The organism is Streptomyces sp. NBC_00299 (genome assembly GCF_036173045.1).
Taxonomy (GTDB): Bacteria; Actinomycetota; Actinomycetes; order Streptomycetales; family Streptomycetaceae; genus Streptomyces; species Streptomyces machairae.
In genome coordinates this window covers 6,007,941-6,033,723 of record NZ_CP108039.1, presented here as the reverse complement: position 1 = coordinate 6,033,723, position 25,783 = coordinate 6,007,941, and the positions used below count along the sequence as shown (strand labels likewise).

The following is a 25,783-nucleotide window of genomic DNA, read 5'->3' as shown; positions in this document are numbered from 1 at the left end:
GCGCAGTTCCCCGCGCCCCTAAAAGCAGGTCGGATCCCCTGACGTCGATTCGGGAGTTACCCCCATGACCACCGCCGTCGCCGCCCCCTTCCGCTTCTTCTCCCTCCAGGTCGTACGGACGCGGCGGCTCGGGCCGTCCCTGGTCCGGGTCACCTTCGCCGGGGCCGATCTGCACGCCTTCCACTCCGACGGGTGTGACCAGAGCCTGTCGATCTTCCTGCCGCATCCCGGCCAGACCGAGCCACAGGTTCCCCTCGAACTCGGTGACGGCTGGTGGCAGGGATGGCGTGAACTCCCTGACGACGTCCGCGCCGTGATGCGGTCGTACACGCTCCGCGCCCTGCGCCGGAACCCCGACGAGATCGACATCGACTTCGTCCTGCACGAACCCGCCGGGCCCGCCTCGCACTGGGCCTCCCGCGCCGCCGCCGGTGACCGGGTCCTGCTGCTCGGTCCGGCCATCGCCGACAACCGGGCGATCCGGTTCCGGCCCCCGCAGAACACCGACCTCGTGGTGATCTGGGGCGACGAAACCGCCGTGCCCGCCGTCTCCGCCATCCTCGAAACCCTGCCCGCCGGGACCCGCGCCCGGGTGTGGCTGGAGGTGCACGACGCCGGGGACATCCAGGACCTGGTGACCGAGGCCGAGGCCGAGATCACCTGGCTGGTCGAGGAGGACGGCCTCGATGCCGTCCGCGCCGCCGAACTGCCGCCCGCCGAGCGTCCGTACGTCTGGATCGCCGGTGAGTCCGGCCGCGTGAAGGCGTTGCGCCGGCACTTCGTCGGTGAGCGCGGGATCGACCGGCGCCGGGTGACGTTCGTCGGCTACTGGCGCCAGGGCATGACCGAGGAACAGCTGCGCGCAGCCGAGTAGTTACCGCCGGGAGCCACGTGATCACAGTCACGGTCGAGGCTGCCCTGAGTTCGCGTTACTTAGGTTAGGCTAACCTAAATTCACGCACGCCCCCCGCACCCCGCACCACACGGCCCGTCCCCACCGGAGGACCTCCCCATGCGCTCGCACCTGCTCAATGACACGACCGCGGAGCGGTACCGCAGCTCCGTGACCGAAGGTATAGAGCGGGTGGCAGCCAAACTCGCCGCCACCGACCGTCCGTTCACCGGTGTCACCGTCGACGCCCTCGCCCCGGCCATCGACGCGATCGACCTCGACCAGCCGCTGCACGACACCGCCGCGGTCCTCGACGAGCTGGAGGACGTCTACCTCCGGGACGCGATCTACTTCCACCACCCCCGCTACCTCGCCCACCTCAACTGCCCGGTCGTCATCCCGGCCGTGCTCGGCGAGGCGATCCTCTCCGCCGTCAACTCCTCCCTGGACACCTGGGACCAGTCGGCCGGCGGCACCCTCATCGAGCGCAAGCTCGTCGACTGGACGACCGCCCGAATAGGCCTCGGCGAGAACGCCGACGGTGTCTTCACCTCCGGCGGCACGCAGTCCAACCTCCAGGCGCTGCTGCTGGCCCGCGAGGAGGCCAAGTCCGACAGCCTGGCGAAACTGCGCATCTTCGCCTCCGAGGTCAGCCACTTCAGCGTGAAGAAGTCCGCGAAGCTCCTCGGGCTCGGCCAGGACGCCGTCGTCTCCATCCCCGTCGACCACGACAAGCGGATGCAGACCGTCGCGCTCGCCCATGAGCTGGAGCGCTGCAAGAAGGACGGCCTGGTCCCGATGGCCGTCGTCGCCACCGCCGGCACGACCGACTTCGGCTCCATCGACCCGCTGCCCGAGATCGCCGAGCTGTGCGAGCAGTTCGGCACCTGGATGCACGTCGACGCCGCCTACGGCTGCGGACTGCTCGCCTCCGTGAAGTACCGGGACCGCATCGACGGCATCGAGCGCGCCGACTCCGTCACCGTCGACTACCACAAGTCCTTCTTCCAGCCGGTGAGTTCGTCGGCCGTGCTGGTCCGCGACGCCTCGACGCTGCGCCACGCGACCTACCACGCGGAGTACCTCAACCCGCGCCGCATGGTCACCGAGCGCATCCCCAACCAGGTCGACAAGTCCCTGCAGACGACCCGCCGCTTCGACGCCCTCAAGCTGTGGATGACCCTGCGCACGATGGGCGCCGACGGCATCGGGCAGCTCTTCGACGAGGTCTGCGACCTGGCGGTGGAGGGCTGGAAGCTGCTGGCCGCCGACCCGCGTTTCGACGTCGTGGTCGAGCCGTCGCTGTCCACCCTGGTCTACCGCTACATCCCGGCGGCCGTCACCGACCCCGCCGAGATCGACCGCGCCAACCTGTACGCCCGCAAGGCCCTGTTCGCCTCCGGCGACGCGGTGGTCGCGGGCACCAAGGTGGGCGGCCGCCACTACCTGAAGTTCACCCTGCTCAACCCCGAGACGACGACCGAAGACATCGCCGCCGTCCTCGACCTGATCGCCGGCCACGCCGAGCAGTACCTGGGAGAGTCCCTTGACCGCGCGTCCTGAAAACCCGACCAAAACCCATGATTTCGTGGGGATCGGGCTCGGCCCGTTCAACCTCGGCCTCGCCTGCCTGACCGAGCCGATCGACGAGCTCGACGGCGTCTTCCTGGAGACGAAGCCGGACTTCGAGTGGCACGCGGGCATGTTCCTGGACGGTGCCCACCTCCAGACCCCGTTCATGTCGGACCTGGTCACCCTGGCCGACCCGACCTCGCCGTACTCCTTCCTGAACTACCTGAAGGAGAAGGGCCGCCTGTACTCGTTCTACATCCGGGAGAACTTCTACCCGCTGCGGGTCGAGTACGACGACTACTGCCGCTGGGCCGCGAACAAGCTGAGCAGCATCCGCTTCAGCACGACGGTCGCCGAGGTGACGTACGAGGACGAGCTGTACGTCGTGACGACGACCGCCGGTGACACCTACCGCGCCCGTCACCTCGTCCTCGGCACCGGCACCCCGCCCTTCATACCCGAGGCCTGCCAGGGCCTGGGCGGCGACTTCATCCACAACTCCCGCTATCTGCAGAACAAGGCGGAGCTGCAGAAGAAGGAGTCGATCACGCTGGTCGGCTCCGGGCAGTCCGCGGCGGAGATCTACTACGACCTGCTCAGCGAGATCGACGTCCACGGCTACCGGCTGAACTGGGTCACCCGCTCCCCGCGCTTCTTCCCGCTGGAGTACACCAAGCTCACGCTGGAGATGACGTCGCCGGAGTACGTCGACTACTTCCGCGAGCTGCCGGAGGCGACCCGCTACCGCCTCACGGCCGAGCAGAAGGGCCTGTTCAAGGGCATCGACGGCGATCTGATCAACGAGATCTTCGACCTGCTCTACCAGAAGAACCTCGGCGGCCCGGTCCCGACCCGGCTGCTCACCAACTCCTCGCTGAACGGGGCGGCGTACGAGAACGGCACGTACACCCTGTCCTTCCGCCAGGAGGAGCAGCAGAAGGACTTCGACCTCGACTCGCAGGGCCTGGTGCTGGCCACCGGCTACAAGTACGCCGAGCCGGAGTTCCTCGCTCCCGTCAAGGACCGGCTGGTCTACGACTCGCAGGGCAACTTCGACGTCGCCCGCAACTACGCCGTCGACGTCACCGGCCGCGGCGTCTTCCTCCAGAACGCCGGCGTCCACACGCACAGCATCACCAGCCCGGACCTGGGCATGGGCCCGTACCGGAACGCGTACATCATCCGCGAGCTGCTCGGCACCGAGTACTACCCGGTCGAGAAGACCATCGCGTTCCAGGAGTTCTCCGTATGAGCATTGGCACTTTCACCGTCCGCGCCCTCGACCCCCTGAAGGACGCCGAGCTGCTGCACCGCTGGGTAACCGACCCCAAGGCGGCCTTCTGGATGATGCAGGACGCGAAACTCCAGGACGTCGAGCGCGAGTACATGCGCATCGCGGCCCACGAGCACCACCACGCCTACCTGGGCCTGCACGACGGCGAACCGGCGTTCCTGATGGAGAAGTACGACCCCCGGTACGTCGAGCTGGTCGGCCTGTACGAGCCCGAGCCCGGCGATGTCGGCATGCACTTCCTGGTCGCCCCCACCGACCGGCCCATCAGCGGCTTCACCCGCGCCGTCATCACCGCCGTGATGGACGAGCTGTTCGCCGACCCGGGTACCCGCCGGGTCGTCGTGGAGCCCGACGTGGGCAACAAGGCCGTACACGCGCTGAACGAGGCCGTGGGCTTTGTTCCCGACCGTGAGATCGACAAGCCGGAGAAGCGCGCGCTGCTGAGCTTCTGCACGCGCGATCAGTTCTTGTCCGCCCGAGGAGTAGCTGTATGACCCTGTCCGACGCCGTAGCGCATCTGTCCCCCCACCGCTGGGCGCGGGCCAACCGCCTCCTGATCCGCAAAGCACTCGCCGAGTTCGCGCACGAGCGGCTCATCACGCCGGAGGCCACCGGCGCCGGCGAGTACGCCGTCCGCAGCGACGACGGTCTGACGCGGTACACCTTCAAGGCGGTGATCCGGGCCCTCGACCACTGGCAGGTCGACGCCGACTCGATCACCCGCCACCGGGACGGCGCCGAACTCCCGCTCGCCGCCCTGGACTTCTTCATCGAGCTGCAGAAGTCCCTGGGCCTGAGCGACGAGGTCCTGCCGGTCTACCTGGAGGAGATCTCCTCCACCCTCTCCGGCACCTGCTACAAGCTCACCAAGCCGCAGGTCCCGGTCGCGGAGCTCGTGAAGTCCGGCTTCCAGGCCATCGAGACCGGCATGACCGAGGGCCACCCCTGCTTCGTCGCCAACAACGGGCGGCTCGGCTTCGGCATCCACGAGTACCTGTCGTACGCCCCCGAGACCGCGAGCCCGGTCCGCCTGGTGTGGCTCGCGGCCCACCGCTCGCGCGCCGCGTTCACGGCCGGCGTCGGCATCGACTACGAGTCCTTCGTACGGCAGGAGCTGGGCGAGGAGACCGTCGAGCGCTTCAACGGCGTCCTGCGCGACCAGGACCTCGACCCCGCCGACTACCTCCTCATCCCCGTCCACCCCTGGCAGTGGTGGAACAAGCTCACCGTCACCTTCGCCGCCGAGGTCGCCCGGGGGCACCTCGTCTGCGTCGGCGAGGGCGACGACGAGTACCTGGCCCAGCAGTCGATCCGGACCTTCTTCAACCGGTCCAGCCCCGAGAAGCACTACGTGAAGACGGCCCTGTCCGTCATCAACATGGGCTTCATGCGCGGCCTCTCGGCGGCGTACATGGAGGCCACCCCGGCCATCAACGACTGGCTCGCCCAGCTCATCGACAACGACCCGGTACTGCGGGACACCGGCCTGTCGATCATCCGCGAGCGCGCCGCCGTCGGCTACCGGCACCTGGAGTACGAGGCGGCCACGGACCGCTACTCGCCGTACCGCAAGATGCTGGCCGCGCTCTGGCGCGAGAGCCCCGTCGCCTCCCTCCGGGAGGGCGAGTCGCTGGCCACCATGGCGTCCCTCGTCCACGTCGACCACGAGGGCGCGTCCTTCGCGGGCGCGCTGATCGAGCAGTCGGGGCTGGCACCGGTGGAGTGGCTGCGCCGCTACCTGAAGGCGTACTACACCCCGCTGCTGCACAGCTTCTACGCCTACGACCTCGTCTACATGCCGCACGGCGAGAACGTCATCCTGGCCCTGAGGGACGGCGCCGTCGAGCGCGCGATCTACAAGGACATCGCCGAGGAGATCGCGGTCATGGACCCGGACGCGGTGCTGCCGCCGACGGTCGAACGGCTGCGCGTGGAGGTCCCCGAGGACAAGAAGCTCCTGTCCGTCTTCACGGACGTCTTCGACTGCTTCTTCCGCTTCCTCGCCGCCAACCTCGCGGCCGAGGGAATCCTGGAGGAGGACGACTTCTGGCGCACGGTCGCCGAGGTCACCCGGGACTACCAGCACTCGGTGCCCGAACTCGCCGACAAGTTCAAGCAGTACGACATGTTCGCCCCCGAGTTCGCCCTGTCCTGCCTCAACCGCCTCCAGCTGCGCAACAACAAGCAGATGGTCGACCTCGCGGACCCGGCCGGCGCCCTCCAGCTGGTCGGCAACCTGAAGAACCCCATCGCAGGGCTGTAGTCCACGGCCCCACACAGACAGACGGGCACCCCGGGGTACGGTCCCCCGGGGTGCCCGTCGGCATTGAGGCTTTCAGGCCTTCAGGGGCGCGGGGCTGTGTCAATTTGCGGCTCCGCCGCGGGACGCGACAAGCCCCCACCGGCCCGCAGACGAAGAACCGCGCTCACGCCGTAGGCCAAGGAACCTGCGGCGACCGATAGAACCCGATCCCCAACGCCTCCCACCGCTCAGCCTGCGCAGCAAGCCGCACCTTGTAGGCATCCCAGTCATGCGTGGACGCCGGCGACCAGCCCAGCTCGGCCACGCCCGGCAGCCTCGGGAAGGCCATGTACTCGATGTCCGCGGACTTGGTGAGCGTCTCGCTCCACAGCGGCGCCTCGACACCCCGGATCGCCGAAGCGGGCGCCCCGGGAAGGTAGTTGCCGGGATCCCAGTCGTACGACCGCCTCACCTCGACCAGACCGGCCCAGTCCAGCCCCAGCGGAGTGTCCGCCGTGTACTTCATGTCGAGGTAGATCCGGTCGGCCGGGGACAGCACGATCCCCGTCCCGTTCTGCGCGGCCCTGGCGACCTGCGCCTTCTCCTCGGCGCTCGTGCCGTCCAGCCCCCAGTACTGCGCGAGAGCGCCCTTCGCCGGAGTCGCCCCGGTGAGCTGATGCCAGCCGACCACCGTCTTGCCGTACTTGGCGACGAGCGGCTGCACGCGGTCCATGAACTTCACATAGTCCTCGTGGCTGGTCGAGTGCGCCTCGTCCCCGCCGATGTGGAGGTACTTGCCCGGCGTGAGCGCGGCGAGCTCCCGGATCACGTCGTCCACGAAGTCGTACGTGATGTCCTTGTTGACGCACAGCGAGCTGAAGCCGACCTCGGTGCCGGTGTAGAGCGGGGGCGCGACGCCGTCGCAGTTCAGCTCGGCGTAGGACGCGAGGGCGGCGTTGGTGTGGCCGGGCATGTCGATCTCGGGGACGACCTCCAGATAGCGGGAGGACGCGTACCGGACGATCTCCTTGTAGTCGGCCTTGGTGTAGTACCCGCCGGGACCGCCGCCGACCTGGGTCGAGCCGCCGTACGTCGTCAGGCGCGGCCAGGAGTCGATGGCGATGCGCCAGCCCTGGTCGTCGCTGAGGTGCAGATGCAGCTTGTTGATCTTGTAGAGGGCGAGCTGGTCGATGTAGCGCTTGACCTGGTCGACGCTGAAGAAGTGCCGGGAGACGTCGAGCATGGCGCCGCGCCAGCCGTAGCGCGGGGTGTCCTTGATCGTGCCGCCCGCGACCAGCCAGGGGCCCCGCTGGACGGAGTCCTTCTCGACGGCCGCCGGCAGCAGTTGGCGCAGGGTCTGGACGCCGTGGAAGAGCCCGGCGGGCCGGGCCGCGGTGATGGTGACGCCCTTGCGGCCGCTGTCGAGGCGGTAGCCCTCGTCGCCGTACGAGCCCTTCGCCAGGCGCAGTTGGATACCGCCGCCACCGTGGGCGGTGACCGGGAGACGGTAGCCCGTGGAGGGGCGCAGGACGGCCGCGAGGTAGTCGCCGACGCGGCGGGCCTCGCGGGAGTCGTCGACGCGTATGCGGGTGTCGCGGGTGATCCGGTAGGGGGATCCGCTCGGGGCGACCGAGGCGGGCGCGGGGACCACCCGGTCGAGCGGGGTGGTCGACACCGCCGGCGCGGGGGCCGCCCCCGTCACGGAGACGCCCATCGCGACGAGCAGCAGGGAACCGAGAAGGCGAAACGATCTGTGGCGCTGTCTCACAAGGCCGTCCCTTCCATGAGCCAAGAGGTCTGGACCACTCTCTCGTGAGACTGGTGGAACAATCCACCCCATGGCGGAAATCATCCAGAAGGACGGCACGTGGGTCTTCGACGGCGACGCACTACGGCTGACTCCCGGACGGGACAAGAACGTCAGCCTGTTCCGCAAGACGCTGGGTGAACTGGTCGTCCCCCTGGGGGCGTTGGCGGGGGTCTCCTTCGAGCAGGGCAAGAAGGCCGGGCGGCTGCGACTGCGGCTGCGTGACGGCGCCGACCCGCTGCTGCACGCCACCGGCGGCCGGCTCACCGAGCCCAACGACCCGTATCAGCTGATCGTCGAGTCCGACCGCTACGGCGTCGCCGAGTACTTCGTGGACGAGGTGCGCAACGCCCTGCTGCTCGACCAGGTCCCGGCCGACCCGGTCGACGCGTACCTGCTGCCGGGCCCGTCGGTGCCCCTGTCGGTCTCCGCCGGGGACGGCACCGCGACCTTCGACGGCGAGAACATCCGCCTGGAGTGGAACTGGAAGACGGAGGACGCCAAGGCCGCCGCCGGCAGCCGCTCCCTCACGGTCACCGACCTCACGGCCGTGGAGTGGCATCCGGCGGCGGGCCTGGAGAACGGGCACCTCCGCTTCACCGTCAGGAACGCGCCCACCAAGGCCCCGCCCAAGTACGACCCGAACTCGGTGGAGCTGTGGGGCTTCAAGAAGGACCCGCTGATGGCCCTGGTCGCGGCGGCGGTCCAGGCCCGCCTCCCGCATCCGGCCAGGGCCGCCGGTACGGCCGTGGCGGACGCGCGACCGGAGCTGCCTTCCCCTCGGGTCGCGGCCGCCGAGGACGACCACGACGCCCTCCTGCGCCGCCTGCGCGAACTCGGCGAGCTCCATCACACGGGTGTGCTGACGGACGAGGAGTTCACCTTGGCCAAGCAGGCGGTTCTCAAGCGGATGTAGCGGACTTACCGGGGCCCCGCGTGGGCCTACTTGGCCCGGCGAGCCACCGTGAAGTGGTCGATCCGGTCACCGGTCTCGGCGATGCCCTGGACCTTCAGGGTGGCGTAGCGGCCCCGCGGGGCGGGCTGGACGTCCACCCGCAGGAACGAGTAGTTGAGGTAGCGCACCCGGGACCAGGCGACCGTCTCGTTCTGCTTGCCGTCCTTGAGGTTGACGAAGGAGGCCACGGAGTCGACCTCGTTCTCGTGCCCCTCGTAGGAGTCCGGAGCGCTGAACGCGTACAGGCTGCGGCCCGCCGCACCCGCGGTCACGTACACCACGCCCTCGGTCTCGGGGTACGCCGTGCCGCCGATCTCCAGCTTCTTCGTGACCTTGTCGCCCTTGATCACGTCCGTGCGCTCGTACTGGTGATTGTGGCCGTTGATGACCAGGTCCACCTGGTACTTCTCGAACAGCGGCACCCACTCCTGGCGCACACCCCCCTCCGAGGCGTGCGCGGTGGAGGTGCAGTACGCGCAGTGATGGAAGAACACGACGACGAAGTCGATGTCGTGGGCCGCCCGGAACTTCTTCAGCTGCGCCTCGAACCACTTGGTCTGCGTGCCGCCGGAGATGCCGAGGTTGGCGGGGATCTCGTACGACACGTCGTTCGGGTCGAGCGAGATGACCGCGGTGTTGCCGTGGACGAAGGAGTAGACGCCCGGCAGGTTCCTCCGGTCCGGCCCGTTGTCGGGGAGCGTGAAGCGGGCCTCCTCGCCGCCGTAGCCGTTGGGCGAGTACCAGGCCTCCATGTCGTGGTTGCCGTAACTCACCATCCACGGCACCGACTTGGCGACCGACTCGGTCTGGGCCAGGAACTGGTCCCACACCCGCGAGTCGAAGCCGGTGTCGGCGGCCTTGCCCTGGCCGGCCGGGTCGGCGTACGCGATGTCACCGGCGTGCAGGTGGAACGCCGGGTCCTGACCGAGAAGCAGGCTGTCGTTGGCGAGGCCGTGGTAGCTGACGCCCTGGTCGCCGAAGGCCGTGAAGGTGAACGGCTCCTTGTGTGCGGGCGCGGTGGTGAAGGTGCCGAGGGTGCCGAGCAGGTGCGACTCGGCGGGGTCGAAGCCCTGGTGGCCGACGCCGTAGCAGTACGTCCGGCCCGGGCGCAGGTGGCTGAGCTTGGCGTGGACGTAGTACTGGGTGTGGTCGGCGCTCGCCCCGACGCCGGCCGGGGTGTGGAGGGTGCGGACCTCGGCCTCGATCTTGCGGGAGAGGTCCCAGGGGTGGGCGCCGATCCGCACGAACGGCTTCTTCACGGCGACCGGGACCTGCCACGAGACGGTCATCTCGGTGCGTGCGTCGTTGCCGTAGGCGAGGTGGCGGCCGAAGGGGGCGACGAGGGCGCCGTCGACGGTCTCGGTGTGCGGGGCCGTCCGCGTCGGCACGGCGGCCTGTGCGGTGGCGCCGGGTACGAAGGTGCCGCCCGCGACGGCGCCCAGCGTGACGGCGCCGCCTCTGATCATCGTGCGCCGCGAGAACTTGGCGCGCAGGTATGCGTGCTGCTCGGCCATGCTCATGCGCTCGGCCAGCTGCTGGGGTACTCCCATGCGAGGAATGTCCATGGCGCCCGAAACTCGTCCCCTCAGGCAACGGGATACGGGCCGCGGTATGGACGGCTCCGGAACAGGCCCCCATGAGACCCTCAATGTTCTTCCAAGGAGGTTCAACAGCAGATTGCCAGCCGATTACCAGGCAGCTGCCCGAAATCGGGCAGGATTCTTGCGAAGCGCTCCCTCATACCTCAGGATCTACCGAGTGCACGACGACCTTGTTGATCACCTGACCCGCAGCACGCCCCTCAGCCGGGGCGAGGCACTGCGGGTGATCCAGGACGTGCTCGCCTACTTCGACGAGACGACCGAAGAGGTCGTCCGCCGCCGCCACCGCGAGCTCCAGGCCCAGGGACTGGTGAACGCGGAGATCTTCGAACGGATCGAGGCGGACCTGAAATACCGGGCGGTGGCACCACCGGAGCTCACGCTCCGCCAGCTGCGCCGCATCGTCTACGGCTAGGGATACCTATATATATGTGCGGAATCGTCGGATACATCGGGAAGCGTGACGTGGCGCCCCTGCTGCTGGAGGGCCTGCAGCGCCTGGAGTACCGCGGCTACGACTCGGCCGGCGTGGTCGTCTCCTCCCCGAAGGCGCCCGCCCTGAAGATGGTCAAGGCCAAGGGCCGGGTGCGCGACCTGGAGGCCAAGGTCCCGGCGCGCTTCAAGGGCACGACCGGCATCGCCCACACCCGCTGGGCCACCCACGGCGCCCCCTCCGACGTGAACGCCCACCCGCACCTGGACGCCGAGGGCAAGGTCGCCGTCGTCCACAACGGCATCATCGACAACGCCTCCGACCTGCGGCGCAAGCTGGAGGCCGACGGCGTCGAGTTCCTCTCCGAGACCGACACCGAGGTCCTCGTCCACCTCATCTCCCGTTCGCAGGCGGAGAAGCTGGAGGACAAGGTCCGCGAGACGCTGCGCCTCATCGAGGGCACGTACGGCATCGCGGTCCTGCACGCCGACTTCCCGGACCGCATCGTCGTCGCCCGCAACGGCTCCCCGGTCGTCCTCGGCATCGGCGAGAAGGAGATGTTCGTCGCCTCGGACATCGCGGCCCTGGTCACCCACACCCGGCAGATAGTGACGCTGGACGACGGCGAGATGGCCACCCTCAAGGCCGACGACTTCCGCACCTACACGACGGAGGGCACCCGTACGACGGCCGAGCCCACGACCGTCGAGTGGGAGGCCGCGTCGTACGACATGGGCGGCCACGACACGTACATGCACAAGGAGATCCACGAGCAGGCCGAGGCCGTGGACCGCGTCCTGCGCGGCCGCATCGACGACCGCTTCTCCACCGTGCACCTCGGCGGCCTCAACCTGGACGCCCGCGAGGCCCGCAAGATCCGCCGCGTGAAGATCCTGGGCTGCGGCACCTCGTACCACGCGGGCATGATCGGCGGCCAGATGATCGAGGAGCTGGCCCGCATCCCCGCGGACGCCGAGCCGGCGTCGGAGTTCCGCTACCGCAACGCGGTCGTCGACCCCGACACCCTGTACATCGCGGTCTCCCAGTCCGGTGAGACGTACGACGTCCTCGCCGCCGTCCAGGAGCTGAAGCGCAAGGGCGCGCGGGTCCTGGGCATCGTGAACGTGGTCGGCTCCGCGATCGCCCGCGAGGCCGACGGCGGCATCTACGTGCACGCCGGCCCCGAGGTCTGCGTGGTCTCGACGAAGTGCTTCACCAACACGACGGTCGCTTTCGCCCTGTTGGCGCTGCATCTGGGCCGCACCCGCGACCTCTCGGTCCGCGACGGCAAGCGCATCATCGAGGGCCTGCGCAAGCTGCCCGCCCAGATCGCCGGGATCATGGAGCAGGAGGGCGAGATCGAGAAGCTGGCCCAGAGCTACGCCGAGGCCCGCTCGATGCTCTTCATCGGCCGCGTCCGGGGCTACCCGGTCGCCCGCGAGGCCTCCCTCAAGCTCAAGGAGGTCTCCTACATCCACGCCGAGGCCTACCCGGCCTCCGAGCTCAAGCACGGCCCGCTGGCCCTGATCGAGCCGGCCCTCCCCACGGTCGCGATCGTCCCCGACGACGACCTCCTGGAGAAGAACCGCGCCGCCCTGGAGGAGATCAAGGCCCGCAGCGGCAAGATCCTCGCAGTGGCCCACCAGCCCCAGGAAAAGGCCGACCAGACGATCATCGTCCCCAAGAACGAGGACGAACTCGACCCCATCCTGCTGGGCATCCCCCTCCAACTCCTCGCCTACCACACGGCCCTGACCCTGGGCCGAGACATCGACAAGCCGCGCAACCTCGCCAAGTCGGTAACGGTCGAATAGCCGGCCCAGGGGCGCGGGGAACTGCGCGATCAGCCCCCACGCACCCGCAGAGGCCAACGAAACAGCGACGAACCCCCCGTGATGCCACCACTAACGGGGGGTCCGTCATTTCGCCGGGGAGCCGCCCAACCCCCCAGCCGGCGCAGCTAACCGGTGGCCGTCACCCCCCGGCCCGCAGCGCGTCGCGGAAGTGCGGTCGGCCAGTGCGCGAGAGCCGCAGTCGCGGCGTACCAGGCCACCGCACCCGCGGCGACGGCGAACCAGCCGCCCACCTTGGTGAGCCCGTCGTTGTCGGCGAAGCCGGCGATGGCCATGAGCAGCAGGGACACGAAGAACAACCCGTACGCGGCCTGACCGAGCTGGTCGCCCCCCGCGAGGGTCAGCGTCAGCGCCACGAGGGCGAACAGCAGCAGGAACAACCCGGCCGCGTTGGCGGACACCTGGCTGTCGGCGGAGACGGCCCAGGTGAACCACAGGGCGCCGAGCGCCACGAACGCGGTCCCGTTCGCGGCGTCATGGTCGCGCAGGGCCAGCAGGCCGGCGACGAAGAGGGCAATGCCGCCCACGTACTGGGCGATTGATACGGCGTCAGCAGCTGACACGCCGTCGATCACATCGGCGTACCCCAGCCCGAAGGCCAACAGGGTGACACCGAGGGCGAGTCGGCCGACCACGGTGGTTATTCCGCTTCCCGCAGAGACGTCGTTGTCCACGGCGGGCTCCCTTCATGCATGTGCATTGTGCAGTGAGCGATATATGCCCTTCACAAAGGCACAAACACCTCTACGCGCGAGTAAGTTCACGTATTGCAAGAAGGGGGGCGACGTCCCGAACGGCTCATCTCACATGGGACAACGGCGAGTTACGGAATGACAACGACGGGACGCTTGGCCCGCTTGGCGAGCCGCCCGGCGACGGAGCCGAAGATCCGTCCGACGATGCCGTGCGTGGAACCGACGACGATCGCGTCCGCCTCGTACTCCCGCCCGACCTCTTCGAGTTCGTGGCAGATGTCTCCGCCGCGCTCGACGAGGATCCAGGGCACCTCGGCGAGATACTCCGCGCAGGCGAGTTCGAGGCCGAGCACCTCGGTGCGGTGGTCCGGCACGTCGACGAAGACCGGCGGCTCGCAGCCCGCCCACACCGTGGTGGGCAGCCGGTTGGCGACGTGGACGATGATCAGGCCCGACCCGGAGCGATGAGCCATACCGATGGCGTACGCCAGGGCGCGCTCACTGGACGTGGAGCCGTCGAAGCCGACGACGACGCCGTGCTTGAAAGCGGGGTCGCAGGAATGGCGTGGCTGTTCCGCCGCCAGGGGCTCGGCCGCCGTGGGGTCGGCGACGGGCCGCTTGCGGTCCGCGGGTTCGAAGAATTCGTGACCGGCCATGGCTGTCTCGGCGTATTGATCCTTTATGGGTGGGCCCGCGAGCGGAGCTCGCTGACGGATCCAGCAGTCTGCGGCGGAGCTGTGTCCGGGAATGGTCTTCCCAACCCCATACCCCAAGGGTACGGCGGCACGCCTCCTTCGCCCAGATCCCCGCTCTCGGTCGTTGCGGGTTCCAGGGAGCATGCACGAGGGGGCGCCCGTCACGCAATGGTTGCTGCGGTGTACAGGCGGTTTGCACAGGGTTCACCCGCGTCGGGAGGTCATGACGGCCGCGTACCAGTTACCGACCGCTCGACCATGCGTTGATCACCACGAGCCACCACCCAGGGAGCCCAGGGAGCACGCACCCAATGTCCGCACCCCGCACACCCACCGAGGACAGCGTCACCGACGTGGTCCGCTGGGCGGCCTTCAGCTGCGTCCTCGTCCCTGTGGTGCTCCTCTGGTACGGCACCTCGCTCGCCGGCGCCGCCGGCACGGCCTTCGGGCTGGCCGCCGTGACGGCCGTGTGCCGCCTGCTGCTGCGCCAGTCGGAACGCGGCGCGGCCCGCCTGAAGGCCGGGGAGCAGTTCGGCCCGACGCCCCGGCGCCGCGGACGTCACCACAGGACCGGAACAGGGGCTCATAGAGGCGGACGTCACACTGGGGGAAATACACCGGTCGGTTGACCGGTTTCCGCGCACGGGCACGCTGCTTTTCAGCCAACTTCTGGCGCGCATGCATCCCCCGCCCAGAACACCTCCCAACCCCCGTTCCACCTGCACGGAAAGGGCCTCAGGGGCCCCGCGCACCCTACGTGGATTGGCCACTGCGACAAGGCGCACTTCCCTGCACGGCCCGGGAGTGCAACGCTTCGTGATCGAATGCTTCACGCCAAGTTGCCAAGTCGACAATCTACCGAGTGCCGAACCGGCCACTCAGGCGTGACGCGACACAGTAGATTCGATCTTGACTGTCTACGGCGGGGGACTCGTGCAGGACCAAGGGGAAACGTGCAGGAGCGACACAACCGAGGAGCCGCGACCACCGAGGGGGGCTTAGCAGTATGAGCCACGACTCCACTGCCGCGCCGGAAGCCGCGGCCCGGAAGCTTTCCGGGCGACGCCGCAAGGAGATCGTCGCGGTGCTGCTGTTCAGCGGCGGCCCCATCTTCGAGAGTTCCATACCGCTGTCGGTGTTCGGGATAGACCGCCAGGACGCCGGCGTGCCGCGCTACCGCTTGCTCGTGTGCGGCGGCGAGGAAGGCCCTCTGCGGACCACAGGGGGCCTGGAACTCACCGCACCACATGGCCTGGAGGCGATCTCGAGGGCGGGCACGGTCGTAGTACCGGCCTGGCGCTCGATCACTTCGCCACCGCCCGAGGATGCGCTCGACGCTCTGCGTCGGGCGCACGAGGAAGGCGCCCGGATAGTCGGACTGTGCACCGGCGCCTTCGTCCTCGCCGCGGCGGGCCTGTTGGACGGCCGCCCCGCGACGACACACTGGATGTACGCACCGACGCTGGCCAAGCGCTATCCGTCGGTGCATGTGGATCCGCGAGAACTCTTCGTGGACGACGGCGATGTGCTGACGTCGGCGGGTACGGCGGCCGGCATCGACCTCTGTCTCCACATCGTGCGGACGGACCACGGCAACGAGGCGGCCGGGGCTCTGGCCCGCCGCCTGGTGGTCCCACCGCGCCGGACCGGCGGTCAGGAGCGCTACCTCGATCGATCTTTACCAGAGGAGATCGGCGCCGACCCGCTGGCCGAGGTCGTCGCCTGGGCGCTGGAGCACCTGCACGAACAGTTCGACGTCGAGACGCTGGCGGCACGCGCGTACATGAGCCGCCGCACCTTCGACCGCCGCTTCCGCTCCCTCACCGGGAGCGCCCCGCTGCAGTGGCTGATCACCCAGCGGGTGCTGCAGGCGCAGCGGCTGCTGGAGACGTCGGACTACTCGGTGGACGAGGTGGCGGGCCGCTGCGGCTTCCGCTCCCCGGTGGCACTGCGCGGCCACTTCCGCCGGCAGCTCGGCTCGTCTCCGGCCGCGTACCGGGCGGCGTACCGTGCGCGCCGTCCGCAGGGCGACCGGCCGACGGACTCGGAGCCCACGGTCGGTCCGGGCGCCATGCCCTCGGGCCCCCCGCCCAGCCCGTACGCGGAGGGCGGCCCGGTCCCGCCCCAGACGCGCCGCACCCCGGCGCCCGTGGGCCCGCCCGCGCCCTCGGAGAACGGGCGGGAGCTGTACATCGGAGGCCGGGCGACCCTGCCGGGGCAGCGCAGCGGAGCGTGACCTCATGAACGCCGGGCGGGCATCTCAGCCCGCCCGGCGTTCGTGCACGCCCACTGCGACGCGGGGCACCCAAAGACGGACGTCAGCCTTAGGGTGGTCGCATGAACGATCGCATGGTGTGGATCGACTGCGAGATGACCGGCCTCTCGCTGTCCGACGACGCGCTCATCGAGGTTGCCGCCCTCGTCACCGACTCCGAGCTGAACGTCCTCGGCGAGGGCGTGGACATCGTCATCCGTCCGCCGGACGCGGCGCTGGAGACGATGCCGGAGGTGGTGCGTCAGATGCACACCGCGTCCGGACTGCTCGACGAACTCGCCGGCGGCACGACGCTGGCGGAGGCCGAGGAGCAGGTCCTGACCTATGTACGCGAGCACGTGAAGGAACCCGGCAAGGCCCCGCTGTGCGGCAACTCCGTCGGCACCGACCGCGGCTTCCTGCTGCGCGACATGCCGACGCTGGAGGACTACCTCCACTACCGGATCGTCGACGTCTCGTCGGTCAAGGAGCTGGCCCGCCGCTGGTACCCGCGCGCCTACTTCAACAGCCCCGAGAAGAACGGCAACCACCGCGCCCTCGCCGACATCCGCGAGTCGATCGCCGAACTCCGCTACTACCGCGAGGCCGTCTTCGTACCGCAGCCCGGCCCGGACTCGGACACCGCGAAGTCGATCGCCGCGAAGCACGTTCTGCCTGCTCAGTAGCGGTCCGGGAGGGGTACGAGGGGGCCGCTCGGGGCCACCGCGAAAAGCTGTGCGCGAGCACCCCTTCGGACCCTGTACACTTTTTCTCGGCCGGTCGGGGATTCCACGGAAGACATCGCCGGTCATGGTGGGTGTAGCTCAGCTGGTAGAGCACCTGGTTGTGGTCCAGGATGCCGCGGGTTCGAGTCCCGTCACTCACCCTGAGCAGTCAGCCGGTGACCTCGACACAGAGGTCACCGGCTGATCGCGTTCTGCGGCACCGACAGGACCCGGCACGCTGAGGCGAGTTGAGAGGACCCCCGTGCTGACCGAACCGATCCGCACGCCCCGCATGGATCTCCTCCCCCTCCGGGCCGACCACGCGGCGGAAATGGCCCCGGCCCTGTCCGACCCGGCACTGCACACCTTCATCGGCGGCTCGCCCCTCTCCGCCGAAGCCCTGCGCACCCGGTACGAACGCCTGGTCGCCGGCTCCCCGGACCCGTCCGTCATGTGGTGCAACTGGGTCCTGCGCCTGCGCACGGACTCCCGTCTCATCGGCACGGTCCAGGCCACGATCAGCGATACGACCGCGGAGATCGCCTGGGTGGTGGGCACCCGGTGGCAGGGACGCGGATACGCCCGCGAGGCGGCGCAAGGGCTGGTGGCATGGCTACGGCAGCGGGCCGCCGTGCGTTCCGCGCAGGCCGCCCTGCCTCCGGTCCGCACCGTGGTGGCCCACATCCACCCCGACCACCTCGCCTCCACCGCCGTGGCCAGGGCCGCGGGGCTGCTTCCGACGGACGAGGAGCAGGACGGCGAGACGAGATGGCGACGGGTGCTACGCCCCTGAGATCACCACACCCCTGACGTCACCGCGCCCGTGACATCACCACACGCCCGAAACGCCGCTACGACGACGCCCGCTCCACCAGCTCCGTGGCCAGCACCACCTGCCTCCTCTCCAACCCCCGTGACACCGCCGGCCGGCGGTCCGCGATCTCGGTGAGGAGGAGGTCGATCATGCGGCGGCCCATCTCCTCGATGGGCTGGCGGACGCTGGTGAGGGGCGGGTCCATGTGGCGGGCGATGGCGGAGTCGTCGTAGCCGACGAGGGCCACGTCGTCGGGGATACGGCGGCCCACCTCGCGCAGGGCCTGGCGGGCGCCCGCCGCCGTCACGTCCGACCCCGCGAAGACCGCGTCCAGGTCGGGGCAGCGCGCGAGAAGGGCCTCCATCGCGCGCCGGCCGCCCTCCTCCGTGAAGTCCCCCGGCTCGATCAGCTGCTCGTCCACGCCGGACCCCACGCCCACGTCCCGCAGGGCGTCGCGGTAGCCGTCGACGCGGCGCTGGGCGCCGTAGACGTCGAGGCGGCCGGTGATGTGGGCGATCCGGGTGCGGCCGTGGGCCACCAGGTGCTCGACGGCCGAGCGGGCGCCGCCGTAGTTGTCCGAGTCCACCGACGTCAGGGTCTCGGCGGCCGAGCGCGGGCCGCTGATCACCGCCGGGATCTCCAGCTGGGCCAGCAGGTCCGGCAGCGGGTCGTCCGCGTGCACCGAGACCAGCAGGACGCCGTCGACGCGGTGTGCCGCCAGGTACTGGGCCAGGCGGCGGCGCTCCTTGTCGCTGCCCGCGAAGATCAGCAGCAACTGCATCTCGGTGTCGGAGAGTTCGGCGCCGACGCCCTTCAGCATGTCCGAGAAGTACGGTTCCGCGAAGAAGCGGGTCTCCGGCTCGGGCACGACCAGGGCGATCGCGTCGGTGCGGTTCGCGGCCAGGGCGCGGGCCGCCGTGTTGGGGACGTAGCCGAGTTCCGCCACCGCCGCTTCCACCGCCGCGCGGGTTGCGTCGCTGACCCGGGGCGAGCCGTTGATCACGCGGGAGACGGTGCCGCGGCCCACCCCTGCGCGGGCCGCCACCTCTTCGAGGGTGGGCCGCCCGCCGCTCCGGCCCCGCGCTCCGTGGGTTGCCATGGGCTCCGCCTTCCCGCCGTTGTCTTTGCGCCGGCCTGGAATTTAACAGTCCTGCCAGGGAGAGTGACCGTTGCTGAGGGCCGGCACCCTCAGACCCCGGACGGGCTCAACTCGGTCCAGTTAACGGCCCGATAACTGAACGCAGAACTCCGCGTCCGCTCCCTTGACACCCCCGCCCGGACCGACGACCCTTCAACACATCACCTGTGGGAGCGCTCCCACAGTACCTGACACATACACATCCCGCACGTTCCCCGCCCGAGCCGCAGCGACGCAAGATGACGAACTAACGGGCCCAACAATGCCGTTGGCCGGGGGGTCGGCACGTCAGGCAACAGGAGGACGCAATGCGCACGAGTACCCGCGGGTCCCGCCGGCTGATGACCCTCGCGGTCGCAGCCGCGCTGACGACAGGGCTGCTCGCCGGCTGCGCCGAGGACTCGGACGACGGCTCTTCGGGCGAGGGCGGAGGCAACGGCGGGGGCGGCAAGACCACGCTCACCATCGGCACCTTCGGTGTCTTCGGCTACAAGCAGGCCGGTCTCTACGACGAGTACATGAAGCTCAACCCCGACATCACCATCAAGGAGAACGTCACCACCCGAACCGACGTCTACTGGCCCAAGACCCTGACGCGCCTCCAGGCCGGTTCCGGCACCGACGACATCCAGGCGATCGAGGTCGGCAACATCACCGAGGCCGTGCAGACGCAGGCCGACAAGTTCGTCGACCTCGGCAAGGAGGCCGACAAGTCCCAGTGGCTGGACTGGAAGAACGCGCAGGCCACCACCAAGGACGGCAAGCTGATCGGGCTCGGGACGGACATCGGGCCCATGGCGATCTGCTACCGCAAGGACCTGTTCGAGAAGGCCGGCCTGGAGACCGACCGCGCCAAGCTCGCCGAGCAGTGGAAGGGCGACTGGGGCAAGTACGTCGACCTCGGCAAGGACTACATGAAGAAGGCGCCCAGCGGCACCAAGTTCGTGGACTCCGCCTCCTCCGTCTACAACGCGGCCCTCGGCGGCGAGGTCGAGCGGTACTACGACAAGGACGGCAACGTCGTCTGGGACAAGTCCGCGGGTGTGAAGAAGGCCTGGAACGTCGCCATGGAGGTCGCGACCAGCGACATGTCGGCGAAGCTGAAGCAGTTCGACAAGCCGTGGGACCAGGGCTACGCCAACGGCACCTTCGCCACCGTGGCCTGCCCGGCCTGGATGATCGGCTACATCCAGGAGAAGTCCGGTGACGCGGGCAAGGGCAAGTGGGACGTGGCGGCGGCGCCGACCGCGGCCAACTGGGGCGGTTCGTTCGTCGGCGTGCCGACGGCGAGCAAGAACCAGAAGGAGGCCATCAAGCTGGCGAAGTGGCTGACCGCGCCCGAGCAGCAGGCGAAGGTCTTCGCCAAGCAGGCCAGCTTCCCGTCGACCCCGTCGGCGTACTCCGGTCTGAAGCCGGCGACCGCGACGCAGGCGTACTTCTCTGACGCACCGATCACCGAGATCTTCTCCGCCTCCGCCGAGACCATTCCGACCCAGTACCTGGGCGCGAAGGACCAGCCGATCGGCACCGCGATCACCGACATCGGCATCCTTCAGGTCGAGCAGAAGGGCAAGTCCGCCGACGAGGGCTGGGACGCGGCCACCGCGGAGATCAAGGACGTGCTCGGCCAGTGACCAGCTCCAAAGAGGCCCTCGCGCACCCCGCGTCGAGCGCCGACGCCGCGCCCGGTGACCAGCCGGGCGCGGCCGGCCGCGCGCACGGTCGCGGTACGCCGCCGCCGGGGAGCAGTTCCTGGCGGAGCCGGCTGTACCGCTGGGACATGAAGGCGTCGCCGTACGCGTTCATCGCCCCCTTCTTCATCGTCTTCGGGGCGTTCTCGCTGATCCCGCTCCTCTACACGGCCTGGTATTCGCTGCACAACGTGCAGCTGGCGAACCTGGACGGCCAGACCTGGGCCGGCCTGGACAACTACCAGAACCTGCTGTCCTCGGACTTCTTCTGGAACGCGCTGTGGAACACCTTCACCATCGGCGTGATCTCCACGGTGCCCCAGCTGCTGATGGCGATCGGCCTGGCGCACCTGCTCAACTACAAGCTGCGCGGCTCGACCGTGTGGCGGGTCGTGATGCTCACCCCCTACGCCACGTCGGTGGCGGCGGCGACGCTGGTGTTCGTGCTGCTGTACTCCTGGGACGGCGGCATGATCAACTGGCTGCTGGAGTTCGTCGGCATCGACCCGGTCAACTGGCGTGAGTCCGACTGGGGTTCGCAGTTCGCGGTCTCGTCGATCGTGATCTGGCGCTGGACCGGCTACAACGCGCTGATCTACCTCGCCGCCATGCAGGCGATCCCGGCCGACCTGTACGAGTCGGCCGCCATCGACGGCGCCAACCGCTGGCAGCAGTTCATCCATGTGACGATCCCGCAGCTGCGGCCGACGATCCTGTTCACGGTCGTCGTCTCGACGATCGGCGCGACCCAGCTCTTCGGCGAGCCCCTGCTGTTCGGCGGGGTGAGCGGCTCGAAGGGCGGCTCCGAGCACCAGTACCAGACGCTCGGTCTGTACATGTACGACCAGGGCTGGATCATCGGCAACCTCGGCAAGGCGTCCGCGATCGCCTGGTCGATGTTCCTGATCCTGCTGATCGTCGCCGTGATCCAACTGCTGGTGTCCCGACGGCTGAGGAAGTCCCAATGACAACAAGTGAACTGACGACTCCTCAGATCCCGGCCCAGAAGGTACGGCAGCCCCGGCGCTCTCGCGTGATGGGCGCGGGCAAGCAGTTGCACGCCGGCCCGCTCACCTATGTCGTCCTGGCCGTCTTCGCACTCGTCTCACTGGCCCCGCTGGTGTGGACGGCGATCGCGGCCTCGCGCACGGACCGGCGGCTCGCGGAGACGCCGCCGCCGCTGTGGTTCGGCGGGAACCTGTTCAAGAACATGGACCGGGCGTGGGAGGAGGCCGGGCTCGGAAAGGCGATGTTCAACACCATGTTCGTCGCCGGCACGATCACCATCAGCACGGTGCTGTTCGCCACGCTGGCCGGTTTCGCCTTCGCCAAGCTGCGCTTCCGGTTCTCCGGGGTCCTGCTGCTGCTGACGATCTTCACGATGATGATCCCGCCGCAGCTGGCGGTCGTACCCCTGTATCTGTGGATGGCGGACCTCGGCTGGTCGAACCAGCTGCAGACGGTCATCCTGCCGACGCTGTGCACGGCCTTCGGTACGTTCTTCATGCGGCAGTACCTGGTGCAGGCGCTGCCGAGCGAGCTGATCGAGGCGGCGCGGGTGGACGGCGCGAGCAGTCTGCGGGTCGTCTGGCATGTGGTGTTCCCGGCCGCCCGGCCCGCGATGGCCGTCCTCGGCCTGCTGACCTTCGTGTTCGCCTGGAACGACTTCCTGTGGCCGATCATCGCCCTGAACCAGGAGAACCCGACCGTGCAGGTCGCCCTCAACTCGCTCGGCACCGGTTACGTTCCCGACCAGGCGGTGATCATGGCGGGCGCCCTGCTCGGCACGCTGCCGCTGCTGATCGCCTTCCTGCTGTTCGGGAAGCAGATCGTGGGCGGCATCATGCAGGGCGCGATCAAGGGCTGACCTGCGGCCATATCGCCCTTCCAGTACGTCTCCCGGGGGCCGGGTCATTGCCGCCTCGGCCCCTCATCCCTCATCCCCTCGGTCCCTCATCCCCGCATTCCCTGATCCCCGTATCCAGCTCCTGATCGCCGTATCCCGTCGTCCCCCTCCCCTCCTACCCGTCGGTCTCCACGACCCCCTATGGGAGCGCTTCCATGCCTGAGCCCATGACCTCCGTGTCGTTTCCGCCCGCCTTCCTCTGGGGCGCCGCGACGTCCGCGTACCAGATCGAGGGGGCGGTGCGCGAGGACGGCCGTACCCCGTCGATCTGGGACACCTTCAGTCACACGCCGGGGCGCACCGCCGGTGGCGAGCACGGTGACATCGCTGTCGACCACTACCACCGCTACCGCGACGACGTGGCGCTGATGGCCGAGCTCGGCCTCACCGCGTACCGCTTCTCGATCTCCTGGTCGCGCGTGCAGCCCACGGGCCGCGGGCCGGCGGTCCAGCGGGGCCTGGACTTCTACCGTCGGCTGGTGGACGAGTTGCTCGCGCACGGCATCAAGCCGGCCGTCACCCTCTACCACTGGGACCTGCCGCAGGAGCTGGAGGACGCGGGCGGCTGGCCGGAGCGCGACACGGCGTACCGGTTCGCCGAGTACGCGAAGATCGTCGGCGAGGCGCTCGGCGACCGCGTGGAGCAGTGGATCACGCTGAACGAGCCGTGGTGCAGCGCGTTCCTGGGCTACGGGTCGGGCGTGCACGCACCGGGCCGTACGGAACCTGCGGCCTCGCTGCGGGCGGCCCACCACCTCAACCTCGCGCACGGCCTGAGCACCTCGGCCCTGCGCTCGGTGATGCCGGCCCGCAACTCGGTGGCGCTCAGCCTCAACTCCTCGGTGGTCCGGCCGCTTTCGCAGGACCCGGCGGACCTGGTGGCGGCCCGGAAGATCGAGGACCTGGCCAACGGGATCTTCCACGGCCCCATCCTGCACGGCGTCTACCCCGAGACGCTCTACGCGGCGACGGAGCCCGTGACGGACTGGTCGTACGTCCTCGACGGCGACCTCGCGGCGATCAACCAGCCGCTGGACGCCCTGGGCCTGAACTACTACACCCCGGCGCTGGTGTCGGCGGCCGAGACGGACGTCAGCGGCCCGCGGGCGGACGGCCACGGGGCGAGCGAGCACTCGCCATGGCCGGGCGCGGACGACGTGCTGTTCCACCAGACCCCGGGTGAGCGCACGGAGATGGGCTGGACCATCGACCCGACCGGCCTGCACGAGCTGATCATGCGCTACTCCCGGGAGGCTCCGGGCCTGCCCCTCTACATCACCGAGAACGGCGCGGCCTACGACGACAAGCCCGACCCCGACGGCCGCGTCCACGACCCCGAGCGCATCGCCTACCTCCACGGCCACCTCTCCGCGGTCCGCCGCGCGATCGCCGACGGCGCCGACGTCCGGGGCTACTACCTGTGGTCCCTGATGGACAACTTCGAGTGGGCGTACGGGTACAGCAAGCGATTCGGGGCGGTGTACGTCGACTACTCGACGCTCGCCCGGACGCCGAAGTCCAGTGCGTACTGGTACGGGGAGGCGGCTCGGACGGGGACGTTGCCGGCGGTGGAACCGGAGATCTAGACGGATCGGCCCCGGCCGGATGGGGGGGAAGACCGGCCGGGGCACGCCCCCGTGGGCTCGATGGATCCGGTGGGTGGGTCAGTTGTAGGCCGCGAACGCCTTCGAGAACGCGAACTTCTCCTGGAGGATCGAGCTGCACGTCGCGTCCGCCGCCGGCTTCTCGCCGCCCGCGCACTGCTTGTCGCGGGTCGCCGACCACATGGACAGCCAGCCGAGGCCCTTGGACTTGGCGAAGTTCACCAGCTGGGTGGCGTCCTCGACCTTGAAGATCTCGGTGACGACGTCGTTGACGCCGATCATCGGGGTGACGGCGACCGTCTTCCAGGCCGCGCTGTCGGAGAGCCCGAGCACGCTCTTGACCTGGGCCTGGGTGGCGGTGGCCGCCTGCTCGGCGTAGGTGCCCATGTCGTCGCTGTACGCGGGGCCGTAGTCCATCGCCATGATGTTGACGGTGTCGATCTGCACACCGTTCTTCTTGGCGTCGGCGAGGAGGTCGACGCCGGGCTGCGTCAGGCCCTCGGGCATCACGGGAAGGGTGAAGGAGACGTCCAGGTCGGGGTGGTCCGCCTGGAGCTCGGCTATCGCCTGGGCGCGGCGGGTGTTGGCCGCCTTGTCCGGCAGCGCGCCGCCCTCGACGTCGAAGTCGACCTTGGTCAGCTTGTACGCGCTCACGACCTTCTCGTACGCCGCCGCCAGCGCGTCCGCCGAGGAGCAGGTCGTCGCCAGCTCGCTGCCTGCGGCGCCGCCGAAGGAGACGCGGACGTCGCCGCCCTTGGCGCGCAGGTCACCGATCTGCGCGGCCACCGCGTCGGTGCCGAGGTCGGTGACGCCGCCCCACTTCGGGGTGCAGCCGCCGCCGTCGGTGACGAAGGCGAGGTTGTAGTCCTTCACGCCGGTCGCCGCCGCGCTCGCGACCATGTCGAAGGCCGGGTAGAGGGAGGTGTCGATGTACGGGGCGAAGCCGGCGGTGGCGGCGGTTCCGGAGCCGGGGGTCTGCGAGGGCTTGGCGGTGGGGGTCGCGGACTGCGTGGGGGGCGCGGACTGGGTGGGGGTGGCCGTCGGCTTCGGCGGGGCGGATTCGGTGGCCGTCGGGCGGCCGCTCGGCTCGGGTGTCGCACTGTCGTCCGCGGAGCACTTCGCGTCGTCGATCAGACAGCCCGCCGGAGCGCCCGTGCCGTTGACGACGAAGCCGACCGTCACCGACTCGCCGGCGGCCAGCCCGTCCTTGTCCCACTTCGGCGGCGTCGCGGTGACGTGCTGCCCGCTCACGCTCGACTCGGCGTTCCACAGCGAGCTCAGCTTCGAGCCCGACGGCAGGTCGAACTCCAGCTTCCAGTCCTGCTGCGCCTGACCGCTGTTGTTCGTGACGACGTACTGCGCGGTGTAACCCGTCGACCAGTCGCTGGTCTTCGTGTACGCCGCTCCGACCCCGGCCGCCTGCGCGGTGCCGGTGAACACGAGCGCGGCGCCGCCGACCACGGCCGCGGCGACGAGACCGCCGATCGCTTTGTTCCTGCCGCTGACCTTGCGCCGGTGGGTGCTCATCGCGTGTCTGCCTTTGCTGTTCGGGGTGGGGGGTGCGGCAGCACGCTAGCGATCTCGAATCGGGCAAAAAGCCTGATCCGGGCGA

Annotated in this window: 22 protein-coding genes and 1 tRNA gene; 17 read left to right on the top strand and 6 right to left on the bottom strand. The window is 69.3% G+C overall.

Annotated features, from left to right (window positions below):
* Positions 1–64: 64 nt before the first annotated feature.
* The 5 genes from OHT51_RS26850 to OHT51_RS26830 all read left to right on the top strand — a co-directional run bounded on the left by OHT51_RS26850 (position 65) and on the right by OHT51_RS26830 (position 6,021).
* The gene (locus OHT51_RS26850; RefSeq protein WP_328881474.1) at positions 65–874 is read left to right on the top strand and encodes a siderophore-interacting protein; all 810 of its coding nucleotides are present in this window, start codon (positions 65–67) and stop codon (positions 872–874) included.
* Between the two features lie 138 nt (positions 875–1,012).
* Positions 1,013–2,455, top strand: a complete 1,443-nt coding sequence (gene desA / locus OHT51_RS26845) for a lysine decarboxylase DesA (protein WP_328881473.1) — start codon at positions 1,013–1,015, stop codon at positions 2,453–2,455.
* On the top strand, positions 2,439–3,716 hold the full coding sequence (locus tag OHT51_RS26840; RefSeq protein WP_328881472.1) for a lysine N(6)-hydroxylase/L-ornithine N(5)-oxygenase family protein: 1,278 nt from the start codon (positions 2,439–2,441) through the stop codon (positions 3,714–3,716). The genes desA and OHT51_RS26840 overlap by 17 nt, the downstream gene beginning before the upstream one ends.
* Positions 3,713–4,252 (top strand): GNAT family N-acetyltransferase, encoded by a 540-nt coding sequence (locus OHT51_RS26835; RefSeq protein ID WP_328881471.1) that lies wholly within the window; start codon positions 3,713–3,715, stop codon positions 4,250–4,252. Before OHT51_RS26840 ends, OHT51_RS26835 begins: the two co-directional genes overlap by 4 nt.
* On the top strand, positions 4,249–6,021 hold the full coding sequence (locus tag OHT51_RS26830) for an IucA/IucC family protein (RefSeq protein ID WP_328881470.1): 1,773 nt from the start codon (positions 4,249–4,251) through the stop codon (positions 6,019–6,021). The genes OHT51_RS26835 and OHT51_RS26830 overlap by 4 nt, the downstream gene beginning before the upstream one ends.
* Before the next feature lie 163 nt (positions 6,022–6,184).
* On the opposite strand, the gene OHT51_RS26825 is transcribed toward OHT51_RS26830, so the two are convergent.
* On the bottom strand, positions 6,185–7,768 hold the full coding sequence (locus tag OHT51_RS26825) for a beta-N-acetylhexosaminidase (RefSeq protein ID WP_328881469.1): 1,584 nt from the start codon (positions 7,766–7,768) through the stop codon (positions 6,185–6,187).
* 70 nt (positions 7,769–7,838) lie between these two features.
* Here OHT51_RS26825 and OHT51_RS26820 point away from each other — a divergent pair, with 70 nt between their 5' ends.
* Positions 7,839–8,723, top strand: a complete 885-nt coding sequence (locus OHT51_RS26820) for a DUF4429 domain-containing protein (RefSeq protein WP_328881468.1) — start codon at positions 7,839–7,841, stop codon at positions 8,721–8,723.
* Between the two features lie 26 nt (positions 8,724–8,749).
* On the opposite strand, the gene OHT51_RS26815 is transcribed toward OHT51_RS26820, so the two are convergent.
* Positions 8,750–10,312: a purple acid phosphatase family protein gene (locus tag OHT51_RS26815; RefSeq protein WP_328881467.1), complete on the bottom strand. Its 1,563-nt coding sequence runs from the start codon at positions 10,310–10,312 to the stop codon at positions 8,750–8,752.
* A 208-nt stretch (positions 10,313–10,520) separates the two neighbouring features.
* Here OHT51_RS26815 and OHT51_RS26810 point away from each other — a divergent pair, with 208 nt between their 5' ends.
* Positions 10,521–10,778: a hypothetical protein gene (locus tag OHT51_RS26810; RefSeq protein ID WP_328427477.1), complete on the top strand. Its 258-nt coding sequence runs from the start codon at positions 10,521–10,523 to the stop codon at positions 10,776–10,778.
* A gap of 14 nt (positions 10,779–10,792) precedes the next feature.
* Entirely contained in the window at positions 10,793–12,610 is a 1,818-nt protein-coding gene (glmS, locus tag OHT51_RS26805) for a glutamine--fructose-6-phosphate transaminase (isomerizing) (RefSeq protein ID WP_328881466.1), read from the top strand.
* A 146-nt stretch (positions 12,611–12,756) separates the two neighbouring features.
* Here glmS and OHT51_RS26800 read toward each other — a convergent pair whose 3' ends face one another.
* Both OHT51_RS26800 and OHT51_RS26795 read right to left on the bottom strand, forming a co-directional pair.
* On the bottom strand, positions 12,757–13,323 hold the full coding sequence (locus tag OHT51_RS26800; RefSeq protein WP_328881465.1) for a GPR1/FUN34/YaaH family transporter: 567 nt from the start codon (positions 13,321–13,323) through the stop codon (positions 12,757–12,759).
* Positions 13,324–13,472: 149 nt separating this feature from the next.
* On the bottom strand, positions 13,473–14,000 hold the full coding sequence (locus tag OHT51_RS26795; protein ID WP_328881464.1) for a universal stress protein: 528 nt from the start codon (positions 13,998–14,000) through the stop codon (positions 13,473–13,475).
* A gap of 350 nt (positions 14,001–14,350) precedes the next feature.
* On the opposite strand from OHT51_RS26795, the gene OHT51_RS26790 reads away from it, so the two are divergent.
* The 5 genes from OHT51_RS26790 (at position 14,351) to OHT51_RS26770 (ending at position 17,811) form a co-directional block, all read left to right on the top strand.
* Entirely contained in the window at positions 14,351–14,668 is a 318-nt protein-coding gene (locus tag OHT51_RS26790; RefSeq protein ID WP_328881463.1) for a hypothetical protein, read from the top strand.
* A gap of 377 nt (positions 14,669–15,045) precedes the next feature.
* Entirely contained in the window at positions 15,046–16,275 is a 1,230-nt protein-coding gene (locus tag OHT51_RS26785) for a GlxA family transcriptional regulator (RefSeq protein ID WP_328881462.1), read from the top strand.
* A gap of 101 nt (positions 16,276–16,376) precedes the next feature.
* Positions 16,377–16,979, top strand: a complete 603-nt coding sequence (gene orn, locus OHT51_RS26780) for an oligoribonuclease (RefSeq protein ID WP_328881461.1) — start codon at positions 16,377–16,379, stop codon at positions 16,977–16,979.
* A 127-nt stretch (positions 16,980–17,106) separates the two neighbouring features.
* A tRNA-His gene (locus tag OHT51_RS26775) sits at positions 17,107–17,179 on the top strand.
* Positions 17,180–17,310: 131 nt separating this feature from the next.
* Positions 17,311–17,811 (top strand): GNAT family N-acetyltransferase, encoded by a 501-nt coding sequence (locus OHT51_RS26770; protein ID WP_328884446.1) that lies wholly within the window; start codon positions 17,311–17,313, stop codon positions 17,809–17,811.
* 58 nt (positions 17,812–17,869) lie between these two features.
* On the opposite strand, the gene OHT51_RS26765 is transcribed toward OHT51_RS26770, so the two are convergent.
* Positions 17,870–18,931: a LacI family DNA-binding transcriptional regulator gene (locus OHT51_RS26765; protein ID WP_328881460.1), complete on the bottom strand. Its 1,062-nt coding sequence runs from the start codon at positions 18,929–18,931 to the stop codon at positions 17,870–17,872.
* A 347-nt stretch (positions 18,932–19,278) separates the two neighbouring features.
* Between OHT51_RS26765 and OHT51_RS26760 the strand changes: the two genes are divergently transcribed.
* From OHT51_RS26760 to OHT51_RS26745, 4 genes are all read left to right on the top strand, one after another.
* Positions 19,279–20,604, top strand: coding sequence for an ABC transporter substrate-binding protein (locus tag OHT51_RS26760; RefSeq protein ID WP_328881459.1), 1,326 nt, complete (start codon positions 19,279–19,281; stop codon positions 20,602–20,604).
* Positions 20,601–21,629, top strand: a complete 1,029-nt coding sequence (locus OHT51_RS26755; protein ID WP_328881458.1) for a carbohydrate ABC transporter permease — start codon at positions 20,601–20,603, stop codon at positions 21,627–21,629. The genes OHT51_RS26760 and OHT51_RS26755 overlap by 4 nt, the downstream gene beginning before the upstream one ends.
* On the top strand, positions 21,626–22,528 hold the full coding sequence (locus tag OHT51_RS26750; RefSeq protein WP_328881457.1) for a carbohydrate ABC transporter permease: 903 nt from the start codon (positions 21,626–21,628) through the stop codon (positions 22,526–22,528). The genes OHT51_RS26755 and OHT51_RS26750 overlap by 4 nt, the downstream gene beginning before the upstream one ends.
* A gap of 206 nt (positions 22,529–22,734) precedes the next feature.
* Complete coding sequence (locus OHT51_RS26745; RefSeq protein ID WP_328884445.1) at positions 22,735–24,153, top strand: GH1 family beta-glucosidase; 1,419 nt, start codon at positions 22,735–22,737, stop codon at positions 24,151–24,153.
* Between the two features lie 78 nt (positions 24,154–24,231).
* Here OHT51_RS26745 and OHT51_RS26740 read toward each other — a convergent pair whose 3' ends face one another.
* Positions 24,232–25,698 (bottom strand): glycoside hydrolase family 18 protein, encoded by a 1,467-nt coding sequence (locus OHT51_RS26740; protein ID WP_328881456.1) that lies wholly within the window; start codon positions 25,696–25,698, stop codon positions 24,232–24,234.
* Between the last annotated feature and the right edge of the window lie 85 nt (positions 25,699–25,783).

Coding starts and splice junctions, on each gene's coding strand:
- OHT51_RS26815 (WP_328881467.1), bottom strand. CDS start 10,312: ATGGGAGTACCCCAGCAGCTGGCCGAGCGCATGAGCATGGCCGAGCAG.
- OHT51_RS26835 (WP_328881471.1), top strand. CDS start 3,713: ATGAGCATTGGCACTTTCACCGTCCGCGCCCTCGACCCCCTGAAGGAC.
- OHT51_RS26830 (WP_328881470.1), top strand. CDS start 4,249: ATGACCCTGTCCGACGCCGTAGCGCATCTGTCCCCCCACCGCTGGGCG.
- OHT51_RS26790 (WP_328881463.1), top strand. CDS start 14,351: ATGTCCGCACCCCGCACACCCACCGAGGACAGCGTCACCGACGTGGTC.
- OHT51_RS26770 (WP_328884446.1), top strand. CDS start 17,311: ATGGATCTCCTCCCCCTCCGGGCCGACCACGCGGCGGAAATGGCCCCG.
- OHT51_RS26785 (WP_328881462.1), top strand. CDS start 15,046: ATGAGCCACGACTCCACTGCCGCGCCGGAAGCCGCGGCCCGGAAGCTT.
- OHT51_RS26765 (WP_328881460.1), bottom strand. CDS start 18,931: ATGGCAACCCACGGAGCGCGGGGCCGGAGCGGCGGGCGGCCCACCCTC.
- OHT51_RS26795 (WP_328881464.1), bottom strand. CDS start 14,000: ATGGCCGGTCACGAATTCTTCGAACCCGCGGACCGCAAGCGGCCCGTC.
- OHT51_RS26740 (WP_328881456.1), bottom strand. CDS start 25,698: ATGAGCACCCACCGGCGCAAGGTCAGCGGCAGGAACAAAGCGATCGGC.
- OHT51_RS26820 (WP_328881468.1), top strand. CDS start 7,839: ATGGCGGAAATCATCCAGAAGGACGGCACGTGGGTCTTCGACGGCGAC.
- OHT51_RS26850 (WP_328881474.1), top strand. CDS start 65: ATGACCACCGCCGTCGCCGCCCCCTTCCGCTTCTTCTCCCTCCAGGTC.
- orn (WP_328881461.1), top strand. CDS start 16,377: ATGAACGATCGCATGGTGTGGATCGACTGCGAGATGACCGGCCTCTCG.
- OHT51_RS26745 (WP_328884445.1), top strand. CDS start 22,735: ATGACCTCCGTGTCGTTTCCGCCCGCCTTCCTCTGGGGCGCCGCGACG.
- glmS (WP_328881466.1), top strand. CDS start 10,793: ATGTGCGGAATCGTCGGATACATCGGGAAGCGTGACGTGGCGCCCCTG.
- OHT51_RS26750 (WP_328881457.1), top strand. CDS start 21,626: ATGACAACAAGTGAACTGACGACTCCTCAGATCCCGGCCCAGAAGGTA.
- OHT51_RS26760 (WP_328881459.1), top strand. CDS start 19,279: ATGCGCACGAGTACCCGCGGGTCCCGCCGGCTGATGACCCTCGCGGTC.
- desA (WP_328881473.1), top strand. CDS start 1,013: ATGCGCTCGCACCTGCTCAATGACACGACCGCGGAGCGGTACCGCAGC.